The sequence below is a fragment of the Nocardia acididurans genome (assembly GCF_016741815.1).
Classification (GTDB): domain Bacteria; phylum Actinomycetota; class Actinomycetes; order Mycobacteriales; family Mycobacteriaceae; genus Nocardia; species Nocardia acididurans.
The window spans coordinates 352,081-377,768 of record NZ_JAERRJ010000007.1 but is presented as its reverse complement, the minus strand read 5'-3'; the positions used below and the strand labels follow the sequence as shown (position 1 = coordinate 377,768).

General features: G+C 67.9%; 23 protein-coding genes. 18 read left to right on the top strand and 5 right to left on the bottom strand.

Going from position 1 to position 25,688, the window contains the following annotated elements; all coding sequences use genetic code 11:
* The first annotated feature begins 164 nt into the window (after positions 1 to 164).
* From JK358_RS20185 to ppnP, 3 genes are all read left to right on the top strand, one after another.
* Complete coding sequence (locus JK358_RS20185; RefSeq protein ID WP_201949265.1) at positions 165 to 1,763, top strand: ABC-F family ATP-binding cassette domain-containing protein; 1,599 nt, start codon at positions 165 to 167, stop codon at positions 1,761 to 1,763.
* 184 nt (positions 1,764 to 1,947) lie between these two features.
* Positions 1,948 to 4,317: a RelA/SpoT family protein gene (locus tag JK358_RS20180; protein WP_201949264.1), complete on the top strand. Its 2,370-nt coding sequence runs from the start codon at positions 1,948 to 1,950 to the stop codon at positions 4,315 to 4,317.
* A gap of 94 nt (positions 4,318 to 4,411) precedes the next feature.
* Positions 4,412 to 4,723: a pyrimidine/purine nucleoside phosphorylase gene (gene ppnP / locus JK358_RS20175; protein WP_201949263.1), complete on the top strand. Its 312-nt coding sequence runs from the start codon at positions 4,412 to 4,414 to the stop codon at positions 4,721 to 4,723.
* Positions 4,724 to 5,129: 406 nt separating this feature from the next.
* On the opposite strand, the gene JK358_RS20170 is transcribed toward ppnP, so the two are convergent.
* Positions 5,130 to 6,626 carry an HNH endonuclease signature motif containing protein gene (locus JK358_RS20170; protein ID WP_232851560.1) on the bottom strand — a complete coding sequence of 499 codons (1,497 nt, stop codon included), beginning with the start codon at positions 6,624 to 6,626 and terminating at the stop codon, positions 5,130 to 5,132.
* Positions 6,627 to 6,772: 146 nt separating this feature from the next.
* Between JK358_RS20170 and JK358_RS20165 the strand changes: the two genes are divergently transcribed.
* Both JK358_RS20165 and JK358_RS20160 read left to right on the top strand, forming a co-directional pair.
* Positions 6,773 to 7,180 carry a hypothetical protein gene (locus tag JK358_RS20165; RefSeq protein WP_201949262.1) on the top strand — a complete coding sequence of 136 codons (408 nt, stop codon included), beginning with the start codon at positions 6,773 to 6,775 and terminating at the stop codon, positions 7,178 to 7,180.
* A gap of 58 nt (positions 7,181 to 7,238) precedes the next feature.
* Positions 7,239 to 8,405 carry an alpha/beta hydrolase gene (locus tag JK358_RS20160; protein ID WP_201949261.1) on the top strand — a complete coding sequence of 389 codons (1,167 nt, stop codon included), beginning with the start codon at positions 7,239 to 7,241 and terminating at the stop codon, positions 8,403 to 8,405.
* Positions 8,406 to 8,455: 50 nt separating this feature from the next.
* Here the strand turns inward: JK358_RS20160 and JK358_RS20155 are convergent, their stop codons facing one another.
* Positions 8,456 to 9,217: a 3-hydroxyacyl-CoA dehydrogenase gene (locus JK358_RS20155; protein WP_201949260.1), complete on the bottom strand. Its 762-nt coding sequence runs from the start codon at positions 9,215 to 9,217 to the stop codon at positions 8,456 to 8,458.
* Between the two features lie 275 nt (positions 9,218 to 9,492).
* Here JK358_RS20155 and JK358_RS20150 point away from each other — a divergent pair, with 275 nt between their 5' ends.
* The 8 genes from JK358_RS20150 to JK358_RS20115 all read left to right on the top strand — a co-directional run bounded on the left by JK358_RS20150 (position 9,493) and on the right by JK358_RS20115 (position 16,311).
* The gene (locus tag JK358_RS20150; protein WP_201949259.1) at positions 9,493 to 10,131 is read left to right on the top strand and encodes a hypothetical protein; all 639 of its coding nucleotides are present in this window, start codon (positions 9,493 to 9,495) and stop codon (positions 10,129 to 10,131) included.
* A 57-nt stretch (positions 10,132 to 10,188) separates the two neighbouring features.
* A complete protein-coding gene (locus JK358_RS20145) occupies positions 10,189 to 11,064 on the top strand; it encodes a MinD/ParA family ATP-binding protein (RefSeq protein WP_201949258.1) in 876 nt (291 codons plus the stop codon).
* Positions 11,061 to 11,714, top strand: a complete 654-nt coding sequence (locus tag JK358_RS20140) for a hypothetical protein (protein ID WP_201949257.1) — start codon at positions 11,061 to 11,063, stop codon at positions 11,712 to 11,714. The genes JK358_RS20145 and JK358_RS20140 overlap by 4 nt, the downstream gene beginning before the upstream one ends.
* Positions 11,715 to 11,868: 154 nt before the next feature.
* Entirely contained in the window at positions 11,869 to 12,159 is a 291-nt protein-coding gene (locus JK358_RS20135) for a hypothetical protein (RefSeq protein ID WP_201949256.1), read from the top strand.
* Entirely contained in the window at positions 12,159 to 12,422 is a 264-nt protein-coding gene (locus JK358_RS20130; RefSeq protein ID WP_201949255.1) for a hypothetical protein, read from the top strand. The genes JK358_RS20135 and JK358_RS20130 overlap by 1 nt, the downstream gene beginning before the upstream one ends.
* Positions 12,423 to 12,474: 52 nt before the next feature.
* Positions 12,475 to 13,299, top strand: a complete 825-nt coding sequence (locus tag JK358_RS20125) for a DUF8175 domain-containg protein (protein ID WP_201949254.1) — start codon at positions 12,475 to 12,477, stop codon at positions 13,297 to 13,299.
* A 40-nt stretch (positions 13,300 to 13,339) separates the two neighbouring features.
* On the top strand, positions 13,340 to 14,824 hold the full coding sequence (locus tag JK358_RS20120) for a hypothetical protein (RefSeq protein WP_201949253.1): 1,485 nt from the start codon (positions 13,340 to 13,342) through the stop codon (positions 14,822 to 14,824).
* On the top strand, positions 14,821 to 16,311 hold the full coding sequence (locus JK358_RS20115) for an SCO6880 family protein (protein ID WP_201949252.1): 1,491 nt from the start codon (positions 14,821 to 14,823) through the stop codon (positions 16,309 to 16,311). Before JK358_RS20120 ends, JK358_RS20115 begins: the two co-directional genes overlap by 4 nt.
* Positions 16,312 to 16,356: 45 nt before the next feature.
* Here the strand turns inward: JK358_RS20115 and JK358_RS20110 are convergent, their stop codons facing one another.
* Together JK358_RS20110 and JK358_RS20105 are read right to left on the bottom strand one after the other, a co-directional pair.
* Entirely contained in the window at positions 16,357 to 16,863 is a 507-nt protein-coding gene (locus tag JK358_RS20110; RefSeq protein WP_201949251.1) for a hypothetical protein, read from the bottom strand.
* A 1,803-nt stretch (positions 16,864 to 18,666) separates the two neighbouring features.
* Positions 18,667 to 19,359, bottom strand: coding sequence for a hypothetical protein (locus tag JK358_RS20105; protein ID WP_201949250.1), 693 nt, complete (start codon positions 19,357 to 19,359; stop codon positions 18,667 to 18,669).
* A gap of 354 nt (positions 19,360 to 19,713) precedes the next feature.
* Between JK358_RS20105 and JK358_RS20100 the strand changes: the two genes are divergently transcribed.
* The 5 genes from JK358_RS20100 to JK358_RS20080 all read left to right on the top strand — a co-directional run bounded on the left by JK358_RS20100 (position 19,714) and on the right by JK358_RS20080 (position 24,706).
* On the top strand, positions 19,714 to 21,288 hold the full coding sequence (locus tag JK358_RS20100; protein WP_232851634.1) for a putative type IV secretion/conjugal transfer ATPase: 1,575 nt from the start codon (positions 19,714 to 19,716) through the stop codon (positions 21,286 to 21,288).
* Complete coding sequence (locus JK358_RS20095; RefSeq protein WP_181580315.1) at positions 21,285 to 21,593, top strand: transposase; 309 nt, start codon at positions 21,285 to 21,287, stop codon at positions 21,591 to 21,593. Before JK358_RS20100 ends, JK358_RS20095 begins: the two co-directional genes overlap by 4 nt.
* A 131-nt stretch (positions 21,594 to 21,724) precedes the next feature.
* Positions 21,725 to 22,285: a hypothetical protein gene (locus tag JK358_RS20090; protein ID WP_307817635.1), complete on the top strand. Its 561-nt coding sequence runs from the start codon at positions 21,725 to 21,727 to the stop codon at positions 22,283 to 22,285.
* A 37-nt stretch (positions 22,286 to 22,322) separates the two neighbouring features.
* Entirely contained in the window at positions 22,323 to 24,326 is a 2,004-nt protein-coding gene (locus JK358_RS39350) for a type IV secretory system conjugative DNA transfer family protein (RefSeq protein WP_232851559.1), read from the top strand.
* Positions 24,323 to 24,706, top strand: a complete 384-nt coding sequence (locus JK358_RS20080; RefSeq protein ID WP_307817634.1) for a DUF4913 domain-containing protein — start codon at positions 24,323 to 24,325, stop codon at positions 24,704 to 24,706. The genes JK358_RS39350 and JK358_RS20080 overlap by 4 nt, the downstream gene beginning before the upstream one ends.
* Positions 24,707 to 24,794: 88 nt before the next feature.
* On the opposite strand, the gene JK358_RS20075 is transcribed toward JK358_RS20080, so the two are convergent.
* Complete coding sequence (locus JK358_RS20075; protein ID WP_201949249.1) at positions 24,795 to 25,376, bottom strand: hypothetical protein; 582 nt, start codon at positions 25,374 to 25,376, stop codon at positions 24,795 to 24,797.
* Positions 25,377 to 25,688 lie beyond the last annotated feature (312 nt).

The following is a 25,688-nucleotide window of genomic DNA, read 5'->3' as shown; positions in this document are numbered from 1 at the left end:
CACGGAAATAAGTGCTTGCGCAGATTCGTTAGCCTGGATAACTTGGGTGCATTCCCTTCCCTGTCCGATCGGAGCTCTGACATTGATCTTCTGAGGTAACCGCCGCTGCGTGGCCCGCATTAGCGCGCCGCATCTTCACTCGCGAGCACACCTCAGGAGGGTTTATGTCTATTTCTGTCTCCCTTTCCGATCTCACCTTCGCGTGGCCGGACGGCACCCCTGTCTTCGACGGTCTCGACGCCATCCTCGGACCCGGTCACCTCGGCCTGGTCGGGAGCAACGGCGCGGGCAAATCGACGCTGCTGCGGTTGATCACGGCTGAACTGAGTCCCCAGCGGGGTTCGGTGAGCGTCCCCGGGCGGCTCGGCTACCTGCGCCAGGACCTCGGTCTCGCCGCGGGGCAGCGGGTCGACGAGGTGCTCGGCATCGCCGATATCCGGAATGCCTTGCAGCGCATCGAATCCGGTGACGGCGGTGAATCCGACTTCGAGGTCGTCGGCACCCGCTGGGATGTCGAAGGCCAGGCGGTGGCGCTGCTCGGCAAACTCGGATTGCATTATGTCGCAGGCGATGTCACGCAGCTCGACCGTCGTCTCGACACCCTCTCCGGTGGCGAGACGGTGCTGCTCGGCCTGGTCGCCGAACTGCTGGCCGAACCCGATGTACTGCTGCTGGACGAGCCGACCAACAATCTCGACGCGGTGGCGCGTGCGCGTCTCTACGAGGTCGTCGGTCAGTTCCCCGGCACGGTGCTGACCGTCAGCCACGATCGGGAACTGCTGGAGCGCGTCGATGCCGTCGCCGAACTCCGGCAGGGCGAAATCCGTTTGTTCGGCGGCAATTACAGCGAGTACGAGCGGATCATCGAGATCGAGCAGGAGGCCGCCCGCGCGGCTATCCGCGACGCGCGCAGCGATGTGAAGAAGCAGGCCCGCGAACTCGTCGAGGCCCGCATCAAACTCGACCGCCGCCAGCGGTACGGGCAGAAGATGTGGGATCAGAAGCGTGAGCCGAAAATCATCATGGCCGAACGCAAACGGCAGGCCCAGGTGTCGGCGGGCAAGCTGCGCAACAACCACATCGGCAAACTCGACGACGCGAAGGACACGCTCACCAAGGCGCAGGAGCAGTTGCGCGACGACCGCGAGATCCGCGTCGATCTGCCCGGCACCCGGTTGTATCCGGGGCAGGACGTGATCGACCTGGAGAACGTGGTGCTGGCGAACGGCCCGACGGTGACCCTGAAGATCACCGGCCCGGAACGCATCGCCCTCACCGGTCGCAACGGGGCCGGGAAAACCACACTGCTGCACCGCATTCGCGCGGAACAGCCGAAGGTGGCCTGGCGCATGCTGCCGCAGCGCCTCGACATCTTCGACGAGCAGCGCACGGTTTTCGAGAATGTCGCCGCGAGTGCGCCGCACGCCGAACCCGAGCGGATCCGAGCACAATTGGCGCGCTTCCTGTTCCGGGGCAGCGACGCCGACGTGCTCGCCGCGGCGCTCTCCGGCGGCGAGCGATTGCGGGCCGCGCTGGCCATGCTGCTGCTCGCCGATCCGGCGCCGAAGCTGCTGCTGCTCGACGAGCCCACCAACAACCTGGATCTGCCCAGCCTCCGGCACCTCACCGAGGCGCTGGCGGCTTTCCAGGGGGCGCTGGTGGTGGTCAGCCACGATCCGCACTTCCTCGCGGATATCGGTGTGACCCGTCGCGTCGAGTTGTCGGCGGAGGGGCTGGTCGATGTACCCGTCGACCAGCGGTGAGCAAGCGGGACGCAACGTGGCCCGGACCGGCCCTCGAGCGGGTAATCTTCCTCGCTCGGGGCCTTACCGGTCCAGCAGCGTTCGGCGTCCCGGTCCAGATACGTTTCCAGGACTAAAGTGGGTGGTCCGGGTGGTTGAACGGTCCGATAGGGTGAGCCAGGTCGAGACCGGGAGAGGTGGTGGCATGACTCAGCATTTGGAGAAGGCGAACGCCGAGCAATCGGGCGACGCCGCGTCGAACGCTGCGCAGCCCACGCCACCGCCCGGCACGCCTCCTCGCAACAACTCCACAGCGGTGCCGACGTCGGCGTCCCGTCGCGTGCGGGCGCGCCTGGCGCGGCGCATGACCGGGCAGCGCGGAATCGCCGCGGTGAAACCGGTGCTCGAGCCGCTGGCCACCGTGCATCGCGAGCTGTACCCGAAGGCGAATCTGGCTCTGCTGCAACGGGCTTTCGACGTCGCCGACGAGAAGCACGCGCACCAGTTCCGCAAGTCGGGTGACCCGTACATCACGCATCCGCTCGCGGTCGCGAACATCCTCGCCGAACTCGGCATGGACACCACCACGCTGGTGGCGGCCCTGCTGCACGACACCGTCGAGGACACCGGCTACTCGCTGGACGAGCTCACCAACGAGTTCGGCCAGGAGGTCGCGCACCTCGTCGACGGCGTGACCAAACTCGACAAGGTCAACCTGGGTGCGGCCGCCGAGGCCGAGACCATCCGCAAGATGATCATCGCCATGGCCCGCGATCCGCGCGTGCTGGTGATCAAGGTCGCCGACCGGCTGCACAACATGCGCACCATGCGCTTCCTGCCGCCGGAGAAGCAGGCCAAGAAGGCGCGCGAAACCCTCGAGGTGATCGCGCCGCTCGCACACCGCCTGGGTATGGCCACGGTGAAGTGGGAGCTCGAGGACCTCGCCTTCGCGATCCTGCACCCCAAGAAGTACGACGAGATCGTGCGCCTGGTCGCCGACCGCGCGCCGTCGCGCGACACCTACCTGGCCAAGGTGCGCGCCGAGATCGTCAACACGCTGGCGGCGAGCCGCATCAACGCCATCGTCGAGGGCCGTCCCAAGCACTACTGGTCCATCTACCAGAAGATGATCGTCAAGGGTAAGGACTTCGACGACATCCACGACCTGGTCGGCATCCGCATCCTCTGCGACGAGGTGCGCGACTGCTACGCGGCCGTCGGTGTCGTGCACTCGCTGTGGCAGCCCATGGCCGGCCGCTTCAAGGACTACATCGCCCAGCCGCGCTACGGCGTCTACCAGTCCCTGCACACAACCGTCGTCGGCCCCGACGGCAAACCGCTGGAAGTGCAGATCCGCACCCAGGACATGCACCGCACCGCCGAGTTCGGTATCGCCGCGCACTGGCGCTACAAGGAGACCAAGGGCAAGCACTCCCAGGACTCCACCGAGGTCGACGATATGGCGTGGATGCGTCAGCTGCTCGACTGGCAGCGGGAAGCCGCGGACCCGGCCGAGTTCCTGGAGTCGCTGCGTTTCGACCTCAAATCGCCCGAGATATTCGTCTTCACCCCCAAGGGCGATGTCATCACGCTTCCGCAGAAGTCCACCCCGGTGGACTTCGCCTATGCCGTGCACACCGAGGTCGGCCACCGCTGCATCGGCGCGCGGGTGAACGGCCGCCTCGTCGCCCTCGAACGCCAGCTCGAGAACGGTGAGGTCGTCGAGATCTTCACCTCGAAGGCCCAGAACGCGGGCCCGTCCCGCGACTGGTCGAACTTCGTGGTGTCCCCGCGCGCCAAGGCGAAGATCCGGCAGTGGTTCGCGAAGGAACGCCGTGAGGAGGCCCTCGAGGCGGGCAAGGAGCAGATCTCCAAGGAGGTTCGCCGCTCCGGCCTGCCGCTGCAGCGCCTCATGAGCGTCGACGCCATGACGGCCCTGGCCCACGAACTGCACTACACCGACATCTCGGCGCTGTACGCCGCCGTCGGCGAGAACCAGGTCTCGGCCCACCACGTCGTGCAGCGCCTGATGGCCCAGCTCGGCGGGGTCAGCGATGTCGAAAACGAACTGGCAGAACGCAGTACGCCCTCGACCCTGCCTTCCCGGCAGCGTTCGACGGGTGACGCGGGCGTCGAGATCCCCGGTGCCCCCGGCACGGTCTCGAAGCTCGCCAAGTGCTGCACGCCCGTCCCCGGCGACGAGATCATGGGCTTCGTGACGCGCGGCGGCGCGGTCAGCGTCCACCGCACCGACTGCACCAACGCCGATTCGCTGCGCTCCGAGCCGGAACGCATCATCGAGGTCAAATGGGCCCCGTCCCCGTCATCGGTCTTCCTGGTCGCCATCCAGATCGAGGCCCTCGACCGCACCCGCCTGCTCTCCGACGTCACCAAGGTCCTCGCCGACGAAAAGGTCAACATCCTCTCGGCGGCGGTCACGACTTCCGGTGACCGCGTTGCCATTTCGAAGTTCACCTTCGAGATGGGCGATCCGAAGCACCTCGGCCATCTGCTGAACGTGGTCCGCAACGTGGAAGGCGTCTACGACGTCTACCGCGTGACCTCGGCCGCCTGACGCCTTCCGATCCCTCACCGCCGCACCCCTCGCGGCGGTGGGGTAGCGGCAGGAAGTTAGGCTGACCTCTCCCGATCCACTACCAGGAGAGTCGATGACCGCGTTCGAGAATGTCACCGTCACCAAGAAGGCCAACGTCTATTTCGACGGCAAGTGCGTGTCACACAATCTTGTGTTGGCCGACGGTACCAGCAAGTCGGTGGGCGTCATTCTTCCGGCGACGCTGACGTTCAACACCGGTGCTCCGGAGATCATGGAGCTCATTGAGGGTGAAGCCAAGGTGACGCTTGCGGGTGAAACCGAGGCCAAGGTGTATCGGGGTGGGGAGTCCTTCAATGTTCCCGGCAACTCCAGCTTCCAGATCGAGGTGGCTGAGCCGGTTCACTACGTTTGCCACTTCGGCTGAGTCGCAGTGTGATTCGTGCGGCGCTCGGTTCGGTCGGACCGGGCGCCGTTGTGCATCCGAGGGTGGGGGAGGTGGGGTACTCGGGGCCTACGTAGCCGGGTTGGCGCGCTGTTGTTGCTGTTCCAGCGGGGTTCGGGAGGAAAAGAATAACCCCGCAGTGCTGGTTGCTTCGCCTGCCGTACCCGGCTTTCGCTCCCCCATTGTTCTTGTTCGTTGTTGTTTGTCTGTGGAGGTGACCACGGCCGGTCTCCCCGTCGGGGAGGTGAGATGACGGCAGGCGATGGGGGAGCGAAACTCCGGTAGGGCAGGCGAAGTGACCAGCACTGCGGGGTTATTCTTTGTCTCCCGAACGCCGCTGGGACTGTAGGCGTGCGTGAGCGGCTCGGCTACGTAGGCCCCGAGTACTTCACTTCTGGCTCTTTTGTCGTTGTCGTTGTCGTTGTCGCCGTTGGCGGATCACCGCGTCGGTGCGTGCGCTGATCTGCTCGCGCGCTCGAGCGAGTAGTTCGTCGGGGTGGTGGCGGTGGTTGACCCGTGGGGTCTGTGTGGGATCGATGTGGGGTGGCGCGATCCATCCGGTGCGGCCCGGATAGTCCGAATCCTGGCCCATGACAACCGTTTTCCAGCCGCCGGGTCCGTCGTTGACCAGGGCGTGGCATCGATCGCATGCCAGGGTGAGGTTCGGCAGATCGGTGCGGCCGCCCTTGGCGTAGTCGGTGATGTGGTGCACCGCCGAGAGTGTGGCGGGAGCATCGCAGCCGGGCCGAGTACAGCCGCGCTCAGCGGCGAACAGCGCCAGACGCTGCGCGGCCGACGCCAACCGCTTGCGCCCCAGGAACAACGGCACCCCGGCGTGGTCGATGAGGGCGAGCAGCGGGTGCGCATGCTGTGCCATCTTCAGCGCCTGCGGGATGGGGACCGTGCCGCCGGTGGCGGTGGTGGCCACGCCGGAGGCGGATTCGAGCTGATCGACGGTCATGGTGACGATCGCTGTCACCGGCAGCCCGCGATGGGAGCCGAGTTTGTCCAACCGCGTCCCGGGCGCGAACAGGGCGACGAACGCGTCATGGTTGCGCTGGGCGACGCTGCGGCAGTCACGTGCGGCGGCGTCGACGAGGTCATGGTTGTCGGATTCGGCACCGACCGCAGGGCTTTCGTCGTCGTCGGGGTTGCACATGCCGGGGCGGGCGTACTTGGCCAGGAACGCATCCAGATAGGCGCGCAGGGTCGGATCGACCTCACCACTGATCGGTGACATGCCGTCGGCACGCTGACGCCCCAGGGTGATCCCGCGCATGCGTGCCTGATCCTTCACGTCGGTGAGCGTGCCGTCCGGATCCAACCGCGCCAGGATCGCATTCCCGATGACCGACAACTTGTCCGGTGACCCCTGGGTGGCGTACCCGGCCAGGATCTGTTCGGCCTGTTCCCGTTCGGCCGCATTGACCCGGTCAGGAAAACGCTGCATCACCCGCGCGATTCCCCGCACGTGATCAGTCGAGATCAACCCGTCCGCATGCGCGGCAGCGGTGTGCGCCAACACGACCGGGCGGGGTGTGCCCTCGGCGGTGAGGAACTGCCCGCACCCTTCGGCAACCCGGGTGCGCGCGTAGGCATCGGCACTCGACAGATGCAGGGCCTCCTTCAAATACAGCGGCATCGACCCCGCCCCCGCCCGCTTGTCGATCCCACGCTCGGCCAGATCCACGATCTGAGGCGTCCGAAACGCAGTGAGCTTGCGATGCGCATACTCGGTAACCCGCAACAACTCCACGGCCTTGCCATCGGAATGACTCGGAAGCGGCAAGGCGCAGAGTGCGTCCACAGCATCGAGGAGGGCGCGCAGGGCAGTATCGACGACCGAGTCGCCGAGCCTGACATCAACCTCCTCCATCGAACGCATGTGCTAATTCTATGCCGATCCGATCAAGACACGCCAGCAGAAACATGCCGTGAACTGCACGTTTTCACTTCTGTTTCAGTCCATCGATTCCGATATGCACCGTTCGCAAGGGGCCTATCGTGAACACACAGTGGAAGGGAAACGCTATGAATACGGCGGAGAAGATTCTCACCATCGGCGGCCTGCTCACCCTCGGTTACGGTTCGCTGCTCGGCTTTCCGATGACCGCCATGCGGATGAAGGAGGGCCATCCGCCGACGCCGCGATATCTCACCGTCGCGCACGTGGGCGCGGTCATGCAGGGCGCCATCCTGCTGGGCCTGGTGTGGGCGGCCCGCATGTCGGAGCTGTCGAGCTGGTGGGAGACCACGGCCGCCATCCTTCTCGTCGCCTCCGGAGTCTTCATCGCCATCAAGGACACGGCCAACTGGCTGACCGGCGTGAACGACGAGTTCGCCGACAAGACGTGGACCGGCCCCTTCGGTTTCGCGGGTGCGGTGACCCTGATGGCCGGTCTGGTCATCCTCGCAGTCGGCGTGTTCGCGGCGCTCTGAGCCCGGCGTACGGCGTGCCGCCCGGGCGCGGGCGGTTCCGCGTGCGCTAATAGCGCGCATGATCGTTCGCTCGGTGTTCGCCGCAGCGGCATTCCTGATTGCGGCGCTGATGGGTTCGTGCATGTTCGTGATCGCTCGGTATCGGATACCCGAGCAGTTCACGGTGTTCTCGATGATCGTGAGCAACTACGGGTTGTATCTGATCCCACTGGGGTTGGCCGGTGCCGGCCTGGCTCTGCTGGCCAGATTCCGGGCCGGGCGCGTAATGCGTTGGGGCGGTGTGCTGATCGCTCTCGTCTGCGCGGCCGGTGTGGTTGCTGCAGGTTTCCCAGTGGTCGCTTCCTGGCAGGATGCCGACCGGGCGGGCGCGACGCTGTCGGTCAAGGACTACCTGAAGGGCGGCTCCAACAACGGCAAACCGGATGAGCGCCGCAGCGTCGCCTACAACACGATCGACGGCAAGGACCTACTGCTGGATGTGAAGCTGCCGCCGGGAACCCCGGAGCAGCCCCGCGCGGCCGTGGTCTGGGTGCACGGCGGCGGTTTCGCCGAGGGCGACCGTGGCGAGGGCCCGAAATGGCATCAGTGGCTCAACGACCGGGGGTACGCGGTGTTCGCCGTCGATTACCGGCTCTCCCCGCCGCCACGCTGGAACGAGGCCCCCGCGGACGTGAAATGCGCTGTGGGATGGGTGAAACAGCACGCCGCGGCCTATCTGGTCGACCCGGAGCGGGTGATGGTGATCGGCGGTTCGGCGGGCGGAAACCTGGCCCTCATGGCCGCCTACGCGGGGGAGCAGGTGCCGCCGAGCTGCCCGGTGCCGGACACGTCGGTCAAAGCGGTCGCCGCCTTCTATCCTGCGGTCGATCTCGCCGCCATGTACTCGGATCCAGCGCTGGTGAGCAAGGTCGATACCCTGGCGCGCGACTACACCGGCGGCACGCCCGGCCAGGTGCCCGATCGCTACGCGGCCGCTTCGCCGATCACCTATGTGCGGCAGGGCTTGCCGCCCACCCTGCTCATTCACGGCACCCGCGATCACGTGGTGCCCTATACGCAGTCCGTCGAGCTCGTGGAGCGGCTGAAGGCGGTGGGGGTGCAGTATCAGCTGCAGCCGATTCCCTACGGAGAGCACGCTTTCGACGCAGGCTGGGGCGACTGGGGTACGCAGATCAGCCGACATGTGCTCGGCGAGTTCATGATCAAGAAGTTCCCCGCGCGCTGACGCCGGTGCGCTGCGGGTCGTCGTCACGGCCCGCAGCGCACCACCGCGTACTACCGCGGCGCCATCCGGATGGCGCCGTCGAGGCGGATGGTCTCGCCGTTCAGCATCGGGTTCTCCACGATGTGGCGGACCAGCGCGGCGTACTCGGCCGGATCGCCGAGCCGGGCCGGGTGCGGCACCTGCGAGCCGAGCGCGGCGATGGCCGAGTCCGGCAGCGTGGCGAACAGCGGCGTGTGGAACAGGCCGGGCGCGATGGTCATGACGCGAATCTTGAACGAGGCCAGGTCGCGCGCGACCGGCAGCGTGAGGCCGACGATGCCGCCCTTGGACGCCGAGTAGGCGGCCTGTCCGATCTGGCCGTCGTAGGCGGCCACGGAGGCGGTGTTCACGATGACGCCGCGCTCGCCGTCGGCTTCCTCGACCTGCGAGATGCGTTCCGCCGCCAGGCGGATCACGTTGAATGTGCCGATCAGGTTAACGTTGATGATCTTGGTGAAGGCATCGAGCGGGAACGCGCCCTGCTTGCCGACCGTCTTGACGGCGTTGCCGATGCCCGCGCAGTTCACCGCGATTCTCAAAGTGCCGAGCGCCTGGGCGGCGTCCAGCGCGGCGGTGACGTCCGCTTCGCTGGTGACGTCGCCGGGCGAAAACACCACGCGCTCACCGAGTTCCTCGACCAGGGTCTTCCCGTTCGACGAGGGAAGATCCAGGATGACGACCTTCGCGCCCGCCGCGTGCAGTTCCCGCACGGTGGCCTCACCGAGGCCCGAGGCGCCGCCGGTGACCACCGCGACGATATCTGCTGTCTTCACAAAACCTCCTGTAACAAGTTCTAGTTAATGTAGATTCTCTCTCCGTGGAGGGGAAGACTGGGGTCCGGCGTGGTGTGCACGCCCCGGTCGGGACACTGCTATCGCGCACGCGCGCGGATTATTAGGACTACCTGTCCGGCGCGTCGAGTCGTTGGATTCCTGTCCATGCGAGAGAATTTCCGATCGGGACCGTCTCGCCCGAGCCATGCGGCCGTGCGGCGGTGGGACCACTGTTCGACACCGACGACAGCAACCGACCGCCGAGAGGGTCCACGATGCAGCAGGACGTGCCTGGCGCCGCGGCTCCCCGCGCAATGTTGAAGTCGTACAAAAAAGTGTCGCGCTGGTATCCCGCGCTGGACCCGGCGAAGGACGCCCCGGATGCCAACGGCGACAGCGGCTTCGACGCCGCCGACCTGGATCCGGCCGACGGTCCGGCCCGCTATCCGTACTACATCCAGGACGCCGAACCCGAGTTCGACATTCCGCCGCTGCCCGAGTCCGTGCTGCGGCGGAGCCATTTCAGCGGCGCCTGGTCGGATTGGATGACCGATCGCGAGTCCGATTCGTACACACCGAGACTGCGCTACCGTGAATCCACCGTGCTGGAATTCCCCAGCGAGAGTGATGAACCCGGCGAGCCGCGCCCGGATCGCGCCTCGGAGCTGCTGGATGCGCTGGACGACAACACATCGTCGAGCGGCCGCACCGAGCGGTCCACGGGCCGACGGCTTTTCGCCATCGCTTTCCTCATTGTTGCCGTGTTGTTGCTAGCCGTCGCGGGCGGAGTTGCCCTATATGTGCTGAACTCGGGCGGCGGAACCGCGCAATCTCTGGGCACCCTGTACGGGGCAACCCGTTTCGTTCCGGGCGGCGAGTTCGCGGCGTACAACGAAATGACGGCCACGCGATGATCGGCGACCATAAAACTGTCGCGGGCAGCCCAGCAGGCTAGAGGAGAGCTGAGACCAATGGATCAGGACTGGAGCCGCTGGCTCGACGAAGTGCCCGAGGAGGGCGAATCGTCGAGTCGTGCCGCGCGTTCCAAGGCTCCGGTGGTGCGATTGCGCAAGCGCCGTGGGGATTCCGGTGAATCCGGTCCCGCGCAGCGCCCGATTCTGGTCGTGGGTGGTTGCGGCGGCGCCGGAACCACCACGACCGCACTGGGTATCGCGGGCGAGATCGGCGCCACCGGCGCGCAGACCGTCGCCGTCGACGCCACCTCCGCCGGCAGTGATCTAGCGCTGCGCGGCGCCGACGAGCATCTGAGCCCGATCAGCCTGCAGTCCTGGCTCTACGGCCGCGGCGACAACGAGCCCGCGCCGCTCAAGGAATGTCTGTCCCGGGCAACCTCCGGCATCGGCCTGCTGTGGCGCGATCCGGACCCGCTGCGCCGCCGGGCTACCTACCTGACGGTAGCCCGCGCCATCGACGACGCCGGGTATACCCCGGTATACGACGGAGGCAATCCGATCGCCTCGAGGCATCTGCGGCCGCTGCTCGAGGACGCGGATATCGCACTGGTGCTGTCGATTCCGGCTCGCGTGGACGCCGCCAACCGGCTGCGGGTCACGTTGGAGTGGCTCGACGACCAGTTCGGCGCGCCGGGCGAGGGGCAGGGCGGTGGAATCGTGGGAGATACCACGATCGTCGTGTCACATCAGTTGCCGGGCACCGACTCCCGAATCGCTGATCATTTGCGGGAACATCTCGACGGGTGGGTTCGGGACGTCCGTGAGATTCCCTACGACCCGCACCTGGCACGCGGAGAGCTGGTGCGCCACAGCAATCTTGCCGCTGAGACACGCCGTGCGTATCGCCGCCTGCTTGCTGGAGTGGCATCATGACCGCAGCCATGAAGGAACGCCGATCCTCCTCCGAGGCCGCTCTGGCGGCCGGTGTGGTGCCGCCGCCGGAAGCCCGCCGCGCACCGATTTGGGACCGTCCCGTACCCGGCGCCGGCCGCGCACCTCTGGTGTGGCTGCTCGGCGTGCACGGGGGCGCGGGCGCGTCCACGCTCGCGCATGTCCTTGCGCCCGCGGCTGATTCGTATCGCCGCTGGCCCGGAGTCTTCGACCGCGAATCCCCGTTCGTCGTACTGGTGGCCCGCGAGACCATCTCCGGCCTGACCCGCGCCCACGACCTGCTGCGCCAGCATCACGCCGGCCTGGCCGGGCCGTGCGATGTGCTCGGTCTGGTGACGGTGGCGGCGCGGCCGGGCCGGATCCCCGCGGAGATCCGGCGCTACCGCGACGTGGTGGGTTCGCTGGCCGGTCAGGTGTGGCAGCTGCCGTGGCACGAGGAGTGGACGCTCGTGGAATCGGATCAGCTGCCGGTGTGGTCGCCGGGAGATCCGGCGCCCGCCCAGCGGAAGCGCAAAATCGATCCGCTGCAGGAAGTTACGCCCGAAGTCCGGGAGCTCGGCGCCGGTCTGCTGGCGGCCGTCCAGGATGCCCTGGACACGCCACGAAACGACGCGCCGGACTCGGAGGAGTGATCATGGATGCGAATGGAATGCTTTGCGTGCGAACGTATTCCGGGCGTCCGGAAATGGTTGGAACGCTAGCTGTGCACGGTGGATCCGATGCTGCGGGCAAACCGCTCATCGGCGAGATTGTTACTAGCAGTTCGCTTTTGGAGAAGGACAGACAATGAGCATGCTCCTCGCCGTACACGACGCGTACGGCACCCTCCTCGCTCAGGTCGGGAATCCGACCCCGGAGGCGCCACCCGCGTCGGACAAGCTGTTGAAACTGGTTCGCTACTTCACCTGGTTCGTGCTGTTGTCGGGAATCATGGGCATCACCTACGCGGGCGGCCGCTTCGCGTGGGAGAAGTGGACAGGAGGCGGTTTGGAATCCCCGAAGATGGTGGCGGGAGCCATGATCGGTGGGATCATTGCCACCAGTGCGGGCACGATCATGAACGCAGCGATCGGCTGATGTCCGCCACCCTGGCCGTGCTGGCATACAAACAGATGCCGGCCGACGTGATCCGGCCCATCATGCAGCTGATCGACTGGCTGCTGTGGTGCGTGCTGCTGTTCTGCATGGCCTGGATGATCCTGTCCGCGGGCAGACTCTGGTACGCGTTCCGCGACGACCTGGCCGAGAACGACGCGACGCACGGGGTGGTGATGAGCCTGCTGGGCGCCATCATGGCGAGTTCGGCCAGCGGGATCGCGCTCGCCCTGCTGCCTACGTAAAGGCGTGTGCAGCTGAATTGTCCAGTGGGATACGAAACTTGGAGGCGCCATCATGAGCGAGAAGGAGTCGCCCGAGCGCGACCGCGTCTCGTTCGGCGTCATCGCCTCCGCGGCCGTGGTGGTGTTGATCCTCATCGTCGGCGCGGTGGTGTACTTCAGTCGTGACGACGAACCGTCGACGGTGAAAGTCGAAGGCGGACAGGTGACTACGGGAGATTCCGGGCTGACCGGATTCGCCTCCCCGGAGATCGACCTGTTCGGCCGCCGCGTCGACATCCCGAACAACCCTGCGGGGCAACCGCTTCCGCAGGACTCCTCGAAGCAGCGCACGGCCTCGGACCAGGACTGGCTGACCGCCGCGCCGGCCGGGCTCACCGATCCGCAGGGCTGGCAGCGGGTGTACGGGGCCTCGGTGCCGTTCACCACCTCCGACGGGCCGACGCGCCTGGAAGACGGTCTGGCCGTGGGCTATTCGCACACCCCGCAGGGTGCGGCGGTGGCGGCGGCGCAGATCACCTACCGGCTCAACGCGCGACCGGCCGACCGGAACCTGTACGTGAAGCAGGTGCGGGTGTCCGCCCAGCAGATCGCCGCCTACGACCAGGCGCTGGCCGACGACCGGCTACCGAAACAGCAGCCGGAGAAGGTGACCCGCTACCTGGTGGCGCCGGATGCCTTCCAGATCGAGAACTACGCGGACGACATGGCCATCGTGCGCCTGGCGGTGCGCGGTCCGGTGCTCGCCAACCAGCAGCAGTGGTCGGCCGTGCGATTGATCATGGTGTGGGACGCCGGGGACTGGCGGCTCAAACCGGCGACCTCCAAGACCTCGCAGACCGAGAAGGTCGATTCCCTTGCGGGGTGGACGAAATGGTGATGACTGAAATGGCATTGCGACCCATCGAGAGGTGGACCACATGCTGAGGAAGCTGCTCACGATCCTTGCGGTCGTGTTCACCGTCATGATCGCGACACCGACGGTGGCGTACGGTCAGACCTACGGTTTCGACGACGCGTGCAACGAGTTGCACGACTCGCTCGACGGACTCGGCATCCCGGGGATCTCCCTCGGCGACGCGGCCTCGGCAGCGTGCAAGGCGGGCAATGTCGCCACGCACCCGAGCGACGCCGCGTCCGCCGTGCGCGACAAGGCATGGGACTCCACCTTCGGCAAGGTGGTGGACTCGCTCATGAGCGGTCTGGGCGAGGCGCTGATCCTGGCGCTGACCTTCTGGATGAAGGTGCCCAACGAGCGAATAAGCGACGGCGGAACACTATTCACCAAGATCAACGACTACACGTATCAAGCGCAGATCCTGCTACTCATGGTCTCGGTGATACTCACCGGCGCGAAACTGGCCGAGGCCAGACGCGGAGCCGCCGTCAGTGAGGCCACCGAATCCTTCCGCATGTTCGCGCGCGTGATCTTCAGCTCGTGGATGCTCGGCGCGGTGATCGTGGCCGGTACCCAGGCCTCGGACAAGTTCTCCGAGTGGGTGATCAACGACTCCACCAACGGCGAAGCCAAGAACCTGGCCGAGCTCATGGTGAAAACCGCTGCGCTGCAGGCATTCTCGCCCGGCCTGGTGTTGATCATCGCGATCGTCGGCCTGCTCGGGGCGCTCGCGCAGATCGTGCTGGCGATCGTCCGGCAGGGGTTGCTGATCGTGGCCGCCGGTGTATTGCCCCTGGCGGCAGCGGCTTCCGGAACCAACACCGGCAAACAGTCCTACCCGAAACTGATCGGCTGGATCATCGCGTTCATGCTGTACAAGCCGGTGGCCGCGATCGTGTACATGATCGCCTTCGCCACCGCCGGACATGTGGACGAGCTCACCGCCGCCGGCTCGCTGCCGGACGCCGATCAGGCACAGCGCATGCTCGTCGCCATCGTGCTGCTGTGCAGCGTGGCGTTCGTGCTGCCCGCGCTCATGCGCCTGGCCACCCCGGCGGTCGCCATCGTCGGCAGCGGTGGCTCCGGTTTGACCGCCACCACCGGCACTCTGGTGGGTGTCGCGGCGCTCGGTGCGGTGGGTACCCGCGCCGTCGCGCCGCGGGCGACCACCGGCGCCGCCGGACATGTCGGCCCCGGTCGCGGACCGCGACCGCCGGGCGGCGCGGGCGGTCGCGGACTGCCCGGCACCGGCGGACGTCCCGTCCCGCCGCCGCGTCCCGGCGGCGGAGGAGGCGGCGGCGCGGCCGCGGCGAGTCCCTCCGGTGGCGGCGGGGGCGGAGGCTCCGGCGCAGTACCGTCGGGCGCGGCGCGCGCCGCGAACCGCGCGGCCCAGGTGCGGGCCGCCACGTCGAGCCTCAACCGGGCCGACGAGAAGATGGGCGATCTCGCCGGTGACACCTGGGCCAACCGTTCACCCGACCTCGGCAGGAGCACCATTCCGCGATGACGATGACCGACACCTACGAGCGCCGCTCGTACGGACTGTGGCAGAAGCCCCGCAGCGCAGGACTTTTCGGCCTGCGCTGGGGCGAGACCGTGGTCGGCTTCGCCGTCGTGATCACCGCACTGCTGGTGGCGCTGGTGGCCGGACCCAAACCGGCCGCCGTCGTCGCGGGCGTCGGTGTGATCGTGATGGTTCCACTGGTGTGGCGGACCGGGGGACGCTCCGGCTATGAGACGGGATTGATGATGTTCCATTGGTTGCGCGGCCGCAGCAAGGGCGAGCACGTGTATCGCGGCGGCCGGTTCTCCCGGATCCCCGGCGGCGTCACCCGGCTGCCGGGACTCATGGCGCCCTCGCGGCTCTATGAGGGCATCGACGCGGGCGGATACAGCTTCGGCATGATCCACCTACCCCAATTCGGGCAGTACACCGTGGTGCTGCGCGCCTGGCCGCAGGGGCACGAAGCCGTCGACCAGCCGGTGATCGACCGGTGGGTCGCGGCCTGGGGCACCTTCCTGGCGTCGCTGGGCCAGACCTCCGACATCGTGGCCGTGGTGCCGGTGATCGACACCGTGCCCGAGACCGGAAACCGTTTGCTCACCGAGGTTTCCGCGATCACCCGGCCGGAAGCGCCGGATCTGGCGCAGCAGGTCATGTACGAGCTGGCGACCGAGCTGCCGCAGGAGCGGGTGCAGCTGCTGCCGCGCGTGGCGATCACGTTCAAGGCCACCACGGCCGAGCGGCGCAAGAACCCGGCGGAGGAAGCCGTCGAGATCGGACGGCGACTGCCCGGCATCTGCGCGGCGCTGGCCGAAGCCGGTGTGCGGGCGCAGCCGATGTCGGCGGACGAGGTGATCTCGTTCATCCGGCGCAGTTACGACCCTGCCTCGCAGGCGGATCTGGAAGTGGCGGCGGGCGAGCCCGGCGGGCACGGACTGGATTGGGCCGACGCCGGGCCGGTGTCGCACGAGGAGCGGTGGGACCACTTCATCCACGACGGCGGCCGATCCGTCACGTGGGAGATGGACACGGCGCCCGAGGGCGCGGTCGACGAGCGCGTGCTGCAGCGGCTGCTCGCACCGAATCCCGAAGTGCCGCGCAAACGGATCGCCATCGTGTACCGGCCGCACTCGGCCGGCGACGCGGCGCAGATCGTCGACGACGACTACAAGAACGCGCTCGTCGCCCAGCAGAGCGAACGCGGCGTGGTCTCGGCCTCGGCGACCATTCGCGTCGGCGCCACCCAGCAGGCTCGTGAGGAGCAGGCACGCGGGCACGGCGTCACGCGGTTCGGCGCGCTGGTCACCATCACCGAACCGCTGCGCGGCGACCTGCCGCGCATCGAGGCCATCACCCGCGACCTGTCCACGCAGGCGCGCCTGAAGATCCGCCGCTGCTACCGCTATCAGGGCGCCGCCTTCGCGGCCTCCCTCGGCTGCGGCGTGATCCTGCCCGAACACGCCACCATTCCGAAAGCACTTGCGGGGTGATCCTCCATGGCTCGTGACTTCGAACCCCCCGTCCGGGAACGGGATTCAGCGTCGACGCGTCGCGGCACCCGCCGCGACGCCCCGACCGAAGCCCCCGACCCCGCCGCCGAGGCCGACCAGACCTCGGCGGCTCCGCGCGTCGTCCGTGACGAACACCGCCCCCGCCGCGGCACCCTCCCGGACCGTCGCCTGCTGCGCCGCGACACCCCGTTCGAACCCGAGCCCACCGAACCCCCGCCCCCGCCTATGACGAGCGCCGAACGCCGCGCCGCCGAAATGGCGGAACTCGAACGCGCCCGCATAGCGGCCCGCACCACCAGCGCCCGAGTCCGCGGCACCGACCGCCCCGACCACGGCAGCGAACGGACCGTGGAGCGCGGCATCAACCGCAGCCCGGACCGGGACACCGACCACGCCGCAGGTCGCGGTGAGCAGGGTTCGGGTCGCGGTGCGGACCACGCGACGGGCCGCGGCACCGATGGCTCCGGCCGCGGCAGTGGTAGTGGAGGCGGCCATGGCTCCGGGCGCGGCACCGGCAGTGGCTCTGACCATGGCTCCGGGCGCGGCACCGGCAGCGGCTCTGACCATGCCTCTGGGCGCGGCACCGGCAGTGGCTCCGCGCGCGGGCTCGATCGCGGCTTCGGCCGTGGCACGGACTCCGCAGGCCGTTCGGAAACCACCGCGCCTGAACTCAACCGGGCCCCGGGCGTCGGCTCCCCGCGTACCCGCCCGCCCGAGGCGATCAGCGCTCCCGGTCGTGCCGCCGCCGAAATCGCCGAGCGGGAACGAGCCCGCGCCGCCGAGAAGGCTTCCGGTGGCAGCCGCCCGTCCGGTTCGGAACGCGCCACGACAGAGCGCCGCACCGGCACCCCGGCTGATTCCGGCCACACGTCAGCCACTCGATCCACCACCGCGCGCGAACGCGCTGCGGAATCCCTGAACGCCCCTGGCCGCGCCGCCGCCGAGATCGCGGCCCGCGCCGACGCCCGTACCGCGTCGCGCTCTGCGGGAACGCCCGAGGACGCACCGGAAACCTCACCCACCGCGCGCCGCGCCGCCACGGAGATGGCCGAGCTGGAGCGCTCCCGCACCCCCGGCCGCCCCGGCACCACCCGCCCGGCCACATCGTCGGCCACCGGGGAATCCACTGAGGTCACGGGTGCCGCCGGTACGAGCCGTGCAGAGGCAGCCACAACCCATCCGGAGTCGACCACCGGCGCGGCCGTGCCTCCGGCGGGCGAGAACTCCGGTCCGGCAGCCGGTTCCGGCCCACGGCAGCGCATGGGCGACGCTACTCCGGTAGCCGGTTCCGGCCCACGGCAGCGCATGGGCGACGCTACTCCGGTAGCCGGTTCCGGCCCACGGCAGCGCATGGCCGACGCCGCTTCGGCAGTCGAATCGGATGCTGGGTCGGCTCGCGTGAATGGGCGACCCGACGCCGGGACCGCCACCGAAAGTGACCGTCCAGCAGTAGGTGCGCGGCTCCCCGAGCATTCGCCCGCAGTGCGCCGGGCTGCGGAGATGGCCGAGCTCGAGCGCGCCCGAGCCCTCGGCCGCCCCCGCTCCGGTCGTCCCAATCTTCCCAGCCTCGAGCCGGATCCCGCCGCACCTGTCGCAGCCTCGGCCGCAGGACAGACCACTGCGTCGCCCGGACCTGTCAACGGGGCCGGGGACGCCGCGCGCCCCGCCGTTGAATCCTCCAGTGCGCAAGCGACTTCCGATGCGGCCATCGCCGACAGCGGAACGGTCTCGGACGGAAACTCCACTGCGGTACCGGTCGAGAAGCCCGTCGAATCACCCGGGGCGCCGGCGACTGGCCGAACCGACGTCGAACATGCTTCTGTCGAACGTGCCTCAGCCGGAACCGATTCGCCGAACGCGGAAGGCGGTTCTGCCCGCAGCGGTTCAACCCCCTCGGCCCCTCGCGTTGCGGCGTCCCCTGGTTCGACGAATGCCGATCGAAGCGTTGGCTCGGTGTCGGCGGATGCGGTCCGTGCCTCGGTCGAATCCCGGCCTGCGGGTGATTCTGCCGCCGCGGAGTCGTCTACCGGTGTCCGTCGTGCCGAGGTGGCCGGTGGCGGTGCGGAGAGCGGCACGTCGGCGGCCGCCGAGCACTCGACTGGGTCTGCGGCAACGGATCCCGGTCACGCACCGCTCGCGTCCCGAACCTCGGGGCGAGACGGAGCGGGCGCATCCGGGCAGGCCGCACCGCATGTCGACGACCCGGATCAGGGGCGTTCGAGCGGAAGTGTTTCCGACCGGGTGGCGGACGAGAATTCCGCGAGCCGTGCGGATTCGGTGAGCGGCGCCCCCGAAGGTGAGGCGGGCGCGAAGGATACGGGCGAGAGCAGCGGTTCAGTTGCTGCGAATTCCGGTCGGGCACAGGGTGAATCCGGTGCGGTGGGAACTCGCGACGCCGAGTCGTCCGGGCAGGGTGAGCTGCCGGTAACCGCCGCTGAGGTGGAGCCGTCGGGCGAGCCGGTCGAGGCTGGTCCGCTCGATGCGCTGCGGCGGGCGGCCGACGACTCGAGCGGCCGGAATGTCGCGGGGAGTGGTGCGCGGCAGGGGGATTCGGCTGGAGCCGCGGGTGGCGGCCAGGTCGAGGCGTCGCGGGCTGCGAGTTCCGCTGGTGGGGATGGGGTGCGGGCGAGCGGATCCAGGGAGCTTGCTCGGCTCGATGAGTCCCCGTCGACCGGGGTGCCGGGTGCGGAGGCTGCCGGGCATGTGGTGCGTGGGGCCGGTGCGGGGCGTGGTGGGGATACGCGCTCGGAGGTTGCGCGGTCGCGGGATTCGGATGCGGCGGCGCGGCGTCGGGCGCGCGAGCACGGGGCCGAGGCAGTCGGTGGCGGGCGTTCCGGCGGGGTGGAGCGTGGGCGTCGTGGAGCCGGGGCCGATCGGGGAGAGGGGGATCCGATGCGGAGCAAGCGGACTGGACAGGAACGGGTGCGTGGGGGCGAGGCGGTCGGGCGGGAACGCCGGGCCGAGGGCGAGAGGCGCGCGGGAGAAGCGCAGGGGCGGGGAAGGCGGACCGATGCCGATCGGGCGCATCTCGGTGGGCGCGCCGGTGGGCCGGAGCGGTCCCGGCGGCCGCGGGCTGAGGGCGAATCCGGTGAGCGGCCGGTGCGCAAGCGCACGACGCGCAGTACTCAGCCGGTGCTGACGGCTGCCGATACCGAGGGTGTCGGGCTGCGGAAGGGGAAGCGGGGGAAGGCTTCCGATCCGGTGGCGGTGCGCAAGCAGGGCAAGAGGAAGCAGTCGGGGCCGAAGCTGCTCGACGACGCTACCCGGGCGCGGCTGGAGGTTACGGCTCGGGAGGGGAAGGGGATCCGGGCCGCGCTGGCCACCTTCCGGCTGCATACCGATGATCTGCGGCGGCGGAACTTCGCGGCGCGCGCGGAGCGGATGGAATACGGCAGCTTCGACGAATTCGACCGGACCACACAGCAACTCACCGATCGCGGGTATGTGGGCGGGGGCGGTGGGCGGATGAACGTCATCGGGCGGCCGGTGGAGTACCGGGCCACCACCGCGCAGGTCGCGGGGTTGTGGCCGTGGTCGGTGGGCGCCGGTGCGCCGCTGATCGGGACGCCGCTGGGGTCACATCTGCATACGGGTGCGCCGGTGTGCTTCGACCCGATGAACTGGTTCATGCGCGGCAGTTTCATCACCGCGCCGAGCCTTTTCGTGCTGGGGCTCAACGGTTTCGGCAAGTCGTCGCTGGTGCGCCGGATCGTGCTCGGCGGTGTGGCACAGGGGATCACGCCGCTGATCCTGGCCGACGTCAAGCCCGACTATCGCAAGCTGGTCGAGCTGGTGGGCGGGCAGGTCATCGATCTGGGTTACGGCCACGGCAAGCTCAATCCGCTTGCGGCCGGTGTGCTCGGGTCGATCGTGCCGCGGCTCGACGATATGCCCGCGCTGCAGACACAGGTGCTGCAGGAGTTGCGCGCCCGGCAGGTCACGCTGGTGGCCGGTCTGGTGGAGCTGGTTCGTGGTGCGCGCGTCCGCGATTACGAGGAGACGCTGATCTCCACGGGCCTACGCATCCTCTACAAGCCGGGCAGCCAGTTCACCCCGGACAAGCCGCCCATCATGGACGATCTGCTCGCCGTGATCGTGGCGGGCGGTGACGAGCTGCAACTCGACGCGGGCGCCGACAATCCCGACGAATATCAGAACGCCATCAAGGGCCTGCGCCGCTCGCTGCGCGCGCTCACCCAGGGCCCGTTCGGCGCGATCTTCAACGGCCACACCACGACTCCCATCGACACCGCCGCCACGGCGGTGTGCATCGACGTCTCGCACATCCCCAACGGGGACAAGAAGCTCAAGGCCGCCGTCATGCTGGCCTGCTGGGCCGACGGTTTCGCCTCGGTGGAGGCCGCGCATGTGCTCGCGGACGCCGGCCTGGGCCCGCAGCGCTACTTCCAGGTGGTCATGGACGAGCTGTGGCAGGTGCTGGGCCTGGGCGACTTCATGGTCGACCGCGTGGACGAGCTGACCCGTCTGCAGCGCAGCATCGCCACCGCGCTGATCATGATCAGCCACACCATCAAGGATCTGCAGGCGCTGGGTTCCGAGGCTGCCATCGCCAAGGCGCTCGGCTTCCTGGAACGCGCCCGCGCCAAGATCTTCGGCGCGCTGCCCGCCGAGGAGATCCAGCGCCTGGATTCCACGGTCCCGTTCACCGCCGCCGAGGAGGACATGGTGACGAGTTGGTCTGCGCCGCAAGCGCTCACCGGCGAGGCCCTCAAACCCGGCCAGCAGCGCCCGTCCGCCCCCGGCACCGGTAAGTTCCTGCTGAAGATCGGTGAGGACCGCCGCCCCGGCATCCCGTTCCACATGGAGTTCACGCTCTCGGAGAAGGAGAGCGGAATCCACGACACCAACCAGCGTTTCAGCGAGTTCACCGAATCCACGAACCGTCGCGGCCACAGTGAGGCGGGCGGCAACGGTGACGAGGGGAGTGCCGCATGATGCCGCACCGGTCCTACCGCAGAGTGTCGCCGGAGGTGCGACAGGCCGCGGTCGAACAGGTCATCGCCCTGACCGGCAAGCTGAGATCGGAATCCGAGGCATGCCGGGTGGTCGCCGACCAGATCGGTGTGCACACCAACTCCGTCCGCAACTGGGTGCGTGCCGCGGAAACCCCTGGGCTGGAACGCATGGACGCAATCGCGTTGCGCCGCAAGGTGGCTCTGCTGCAGCAGCAGCTGGCGGCCGCCGCCGAGATGAACCGCACCCTGGTCGAGACCCTCAACGACGCCAAGCGGGGCGTATGACCCGCGACCGTGTCGATGAACACGCCGATCCGGGAAAACCGCTGGTATCGCCCATATGTCGGACCCAGCGACTAGCCTGGAGGGGTGGTCCGGTGCTGCGCCGCCGGCGCGGACCGGACGGTGTGCAACCGGTGGTGCAACCCGCGATCCAGGTGGTGATGCTGGTGCTGAGCGTCGCGATGCTGGCCACCGCCTGCGGTGGCGACAGCGGCAGTTCCGAGGGCTCGGGCTACACCACGTTCGCTCCGCCCACCTCCACCACCCGATTGCTGGAGGATGCCCCGGCGCTCGACCCCACCACCGCCGACGGTGTCGCGGTGCGTGCGCTGCAGGAAATCTTCACCTGGTACCCGGCCACCGAAACCCAGGACTCGGCGCTGCGCCGGGCACGTAAATGGCTGGGTCCCACGCTGATCCGTACACTGGATACGCCACCCAGCGGAGCGGAAACGCCGAAGGCGTCGCTGCAGTGGGCCGACTGGGCCAAGGCCGGCGCACACGTCGAGGCTTTCGCGTTCGCGTCCGGGGAGAAGGCGCCGACGGGCGCCGATCCGGACACGCAGCAGTACAAGATCGGCATCGAGCAGACGGTCGTATACCCCGACGGACGCCGCGCGCCCCTGCCCTCGAGCACGGTCGTCGCCACCGTCGTACGCACGCCCGGCGGCTGGCTGCTGGACGAATTCCGTTGAGCGGCATCGACTTACAGGTCATCCCAGGAGGCTAGAGATGGCGAAGAAACCGGTGAAGGATCCGGCCGACCCCGGTCCGGACACCACCCTATATCTGATCTACGCGGGGTTCGCGATCTTCGGAACCCTGTGGCTCGCCATACAACTGGGCAGCCTGCTGACCTCGCCACGGCAGAAGGCGCCGATCAACCCGATCGCCATCGGGCTGGATCTGGCGCGCGGCAATCTGAAGTGGCCGATCGCGTCCACGGTGATCGTGCTGCTGGTGATCGCCGCGAGCATCGCGTGGGTGGTCTTCAAACGCAAGAAGGCGGCCAAGGCGACCATCGGGCGACTAGCGGTGGACGACAAGGCCGATTACATGGGCAGCGGTGGCGCGATCAAGTCGCTCACCGAGGCCGGTGTGCGCGAGAAGGCCGAACGGCTCGGGATGCGCCTGGGCCGCGATGACATGCCCGGCGTGCCGATCGGCAAGTCCGTGGCCGACAATGTCATGCTCTACGGCTCGTACGAGGACCTGCAGGTCGATATCTGGGGTCCGCGTCAGGGCAAGACCACCTCGCGGGTCATTCCCGCCATCCTGTCGGCCATCGGTCCGGCGATGGTCACCTCGAACAAGCGTGACGTGGTCGACGCCACCCGCGCCGTTCGGCAGGAAAGGGGCAGCGAGACATGGATTTTCGATCCGCAGAGCGTGGCCGACGAACCGCCGGACTGGTACTGGGATCCGCTGGCCTGGGTCAATCCGCACCGGCCCGGCTTCGACGGTCGGGCGGCGAGCCTGGCCGGGCACTTCGCGGACGGCTCCGACGGCCCGTCCGGCGGCGGTGACAGCGACTCGTACTTCACACAGGAGGCCGAGGAACTGCTGACCTGCCTGTTCCTGGCCGCGGCGGTGTCGCGGCGGCCCATCACCCAGGTGTGGGAGTGGGTGACCAATCCGCTCGACACCGAACCGATCGAAATCCTGCGCAACACCGATCGTTACGACGTGTCCTCGGAGTTCCGCGACAGCTACCACTTCGTGGCCTCGGGACTCGCACAGCAGTACAACATCGATCCGCGCACCCTGGGCGGCATCTTCGGCACCGCGAAGAAGATGATCCGCTGCCTGAAACTGTCGTCGGTACGGCACTGGGTGCAGTCGCGGGCGCGCTACGACGAGAGTGACGTCGAGAAGGATCTGGCCCGCATGATCGCGGAGGGCAGGGTGAACCCGGACAGCGACAAGGAAGTCAAGGCCGCCCGGGACAAGCTCAAATGGTGGATCGGCAGCCAGAAGCCGGACGGTCGAAAGCAATTCGACGAACTCGAGTTCATCGAGGGCAATGGCACGCTGTATTCGCTGTCGCTGGAGGGCCGCGGTTCGGCCGGTCCGCTGGTGAGCGCGTTCATCGAGGCCGTCATCGACGTCGCGGTGCACAAGGCTTCCCGCTCGCCGCGCGGGCGGCTGCCCATTCCACTGCTCGCCGTGCTGGACGAGGCGGCGAACGTGGTGCGCTGGAAGGATCTGCCGAAGCACTACAGCCACTTCGGATCTCGCGGCATCGTGGTGATGACGGTGCTGCAGTCCTGGGCGCAGGGCGCGCGCTGCTGGGGACCGGACGGTATGGAAGCGCTCTGGGCGGCGGCCAACATCAAGGTGCTCGGCAGCGGCGTGGACGATGTGCAGTTCCTGCAGCAGCGGGCGGAGGCCATCGGCGAATACGAGTCCATCTCGCAGTCGGTCTCGGAATCCAAAGGCGGCAAGAGCTATTCGCGTTCGCTCGGGTCCTCCAAGACCTTCAACGTGAACTCGCTGGCGACGCTGCCGACCGGCCGCGCCATCGTATTCTCCTCTGCCACACCGGCGGTGCTGATCAAGACCGTGCCGTGGTGGGAGGGCGAGTACTCGACCGCGGTACTGCAATCCCTCGAGAAGCACGAGCCCGGCACCAAGGCGAAGACCGAGATGATCGACCTGGTCAACGAGCGCCTCTCGATGACCAAGAAGGAGCCGGCACCGGGTGCGGGCACAGTCAAGGAGGTCCCGTCGCTGTGAGCGAGCAGGAACAGTCCATGGTCTACCAGACGGTGGTCGAGTTCGTGGAGAACTACCTGAGCCTGGTGTATCGGCGGCAGGTCACCGATATCAGTGACACCGTGTGGTGCCCGGAATGGTGGAAGCACGCCGAGGCGTCCATTCGCCTGGAAGCCATGTGGCGCGCCTGGGAGCACTACCGCAAGGACGGGAAGACCGGCCTGAGCGTGTGGTTCCTGGACCATGCCGACCCGCACATGGCGCGGCTGTTCGATCCGAAGGGGCCGTTCAAGTACTGCAGTGTCCGCAACGGGCACAAGGACATGCTGACCCCGCTGCCCTTGAAGTCGCCGCAGCACGGAATGTTCACGGATCCGGCCATCGGAGACTTCTCGAGCTGAGGTGGAAGAACCTCGGTAAACCGTTGGGGCGGACCGTATTTTTACGGTCCGCCCGGTCTGGTCTTCGGTGAAACTCGGAGTGTGGGACTCAGAGTGTGCGAACCCGCTCGAGCTCGCGCTGCCGTTCCCGCTCGCGTGCTCGGGCTTCCATTTCCCGGCTACGGCGCTGCGCGACAGTCGCTTCCTGCTCACGGGCGCGGACGGCTTCGGCAGCCGACTGCGCCTGCCCGACCTCCATCAGCATGCGTACCGCGGCCAGTTCGGGCGCGATACCCATCCGTGAAAGATGCTGGGCGAGAGCGGTTCTGCGTTCCACCGAGTCATGACGGACCAGCGATTTGTTCACGGCGGCCTGCGTGGCGGCCATTCGCGTGGCTTCGGCCTGAGCGGCGAAGCGGTCCTTCTCGAGGGAAATACCCTTGTCCAGCGGAGGCTTTTCGAGAATGCGGCTCAGCTCGGCATTGCGCGGATCCTTGGCCTTGGAGTTGGCGGCCTCGCGGAGCTGGCGCTCGCGAGCCTCCTTCTGGCGGGCTTCGGTAATCTTGACGCGGGCTTCCGCTTCCTTCTGGCCACGTTCCCGGGTTCGCAGCGCGACAAGTGTCGCCAGCTGCAACATTTGCCTCATCATCGCCGCTGTTTCGCGGCCGATGTCGTCGAGTTCCTCGGCCATTGCCTGCTCCCCGATGCTGCAGTGATCACTATGGATGATTGTGGTGCTTCGTCACGGACATCGCCACACGAACGGTGGTTCGTGGACGGTGTCCCGCCTGCAAACGTGGACACCGGGAGCACTGGGAGGCGTGGGACGTGTCCGGTGGGGGTTGCCCGGTGGGCCTGTACTACGCCCTCTCGTACTCCGTTCTACGAGGTTACCAGCGAAAACTTGGATACCGCCGTACGCGCGGGTCGCGATCCAGCATATATCGCACATTTCCGGCAGATGGCGGAAAACTCAGGATTTTCTTTGGTTAGGGAAGCCTAA

What these genes read in the sequence shown, in the direction of transcription:
- JK358_RS20185 (WP_201949265.1), top strand. Translation starts at nt 165, where the DNA reads ATGTCTATTTCTGTCTCCCTTTCCGATCTCACCTTCGCGTGGCCGGAC.
- JK358_RS20180 (WP_201949264.1), top strand. Translation starts at nt 1,948, where the DNA reads ATGACTCAGCATTTGGAGAAGGCGAACGCCGAGCAATCGGGCGACGCC.
- ppnP (WP_201949263.1), top strand. Translation starts at nt 4,412, where the DNA reads ATGACCGCGTTCGAGAATGTCACCGTCACCAAGAAGGCCAACGTCTAT.
- JK358_RS20170 (WP_232851560.1), bottom strand. Translation starts at nt 6,626, where the DNA reads ATGCGTTCGATGGAGGAGGTTGATGTCAGGCTCGGCGACTCGGTCGTC.
- JK358_RS20165 (WP_201949262.1), top strand. Translation starts at nt 6,773, where the DNA reads ATGAATACGGCGGAGAAGATTCTCACCATCGGCGGCCTGCTCACCCTC.
- JK358_RS20160 (WP_201949261.1), top strand. Translation starts at nt 7,239, where the DNA reads ATGATCGTTCGCTCGGTGTTCGCCGCAGCGGCATTCCTGATTGCGGCG.
- JK358_RS20150 (WP_201949259.1), top strand. Translation starts at nt 9,493, where the DNA reads ATGCAGCAGGACGTGCCTGGCGCCGCGGCTCCCCGCGCAATGTTGAAG.
- JK358_RS20145 (WP_201949258.1), top strand. Translation starts at nt 10,189, where the DNA reads ATGGATCAGGACTGGAGCCGCTGGCTCGACGAAGTGCCCGAGGAGGGC.
- JK358_RS20140 (WP_201949257.1), top strand. Translation starts at nt 11,061, where the DNA reads ATGACCGCAGCCATGAAGGAACGCCGATCCTCCTCCGAGGCCGCTCTG.
- JK358_RS20135 (WP_201949256.1), top strand. Translation starts at nt 11,869, where the DNA reads ATGAGCATGCTCCTCGCCGTACACGACGCGTACGGCACCCTCCTCGCT.
- JK358_RS20130 (WP_201949255.1), top strand. Translation starts at nt 12,159, where the DNA reads ATGTCCGCCACCCTGGCCGTGCTGGCATACAAACAGATGCCGGCCGAC.
- JK358_RS20125 (WP_201949254.1), top strand. Translation starts at nt 12,475, where the DNA reads ATGAGCGAGAAGGAGTCGCCCGAGCGCGACCGCGTCTCGTTCGGCGTC.
- JK358_RS20120 (WP_201949253.1), top strand. Translation starts at nt 13,340, where the DNA reads ATGCTGAGGAAGCTGCTCACGATCCTTGCGGTCGTGTTCACCGTCATG.
- JK358_RS20115 (WP_201949252.1), top strand. Translation starts at nt 14,821, where the DNA reads ATGACGATGACCGACACCTACGAGCGCCGCTCGTACGGACTGTGGCAG.
- JK358_RS20110 (WP_201949251.1), bottom strand. Translation starts at nt 16,863, where the DNA reads ATGGTCAGAGCCACTGCCGGTGCCGCGCCCGGAGCCATGGCCGCCTCC.
- JK358_RS20105 (WP_201949250.1), bottom strand. Translation starts at nt 19,359, where the DNA reads ATGCGCCCGATCGGCATCGGTCCGCCTTCCCCGCCCCTGCGCTTCTCC.
- JK358_RS20100 (WP_232851634.1), top strand. Translation starts at nt 19,714, where the DNA reads ATGGAATACGGCAGCTTCGACGAATTCGACCGGACCACACAGCAACTC.
- JK358_RS20095 (WP_181580315.1), top strand. Translation starts at nt 21,285, where the DNA reads ATGATGCCGCACCGGTCCTACCGCAGAGTGTCGCCGGAGGTGCGACAG.
- JK358_RS39350 (WP_232851559.1), top strand. Translation starts at nt 22,323, where the DNA reads ATGGCGAAGAAACCGGTGAAGGATCCGGCCGACCCCGGTCCGGACACC.
- JK358_RS20075 (WP_201949249.1), bottom strand. Translation starts at nt 25,376, where the DNA reads ATGGCCGAGGAACTCGACGACATCGGCCGCGAAACAGCGGCGATGATG.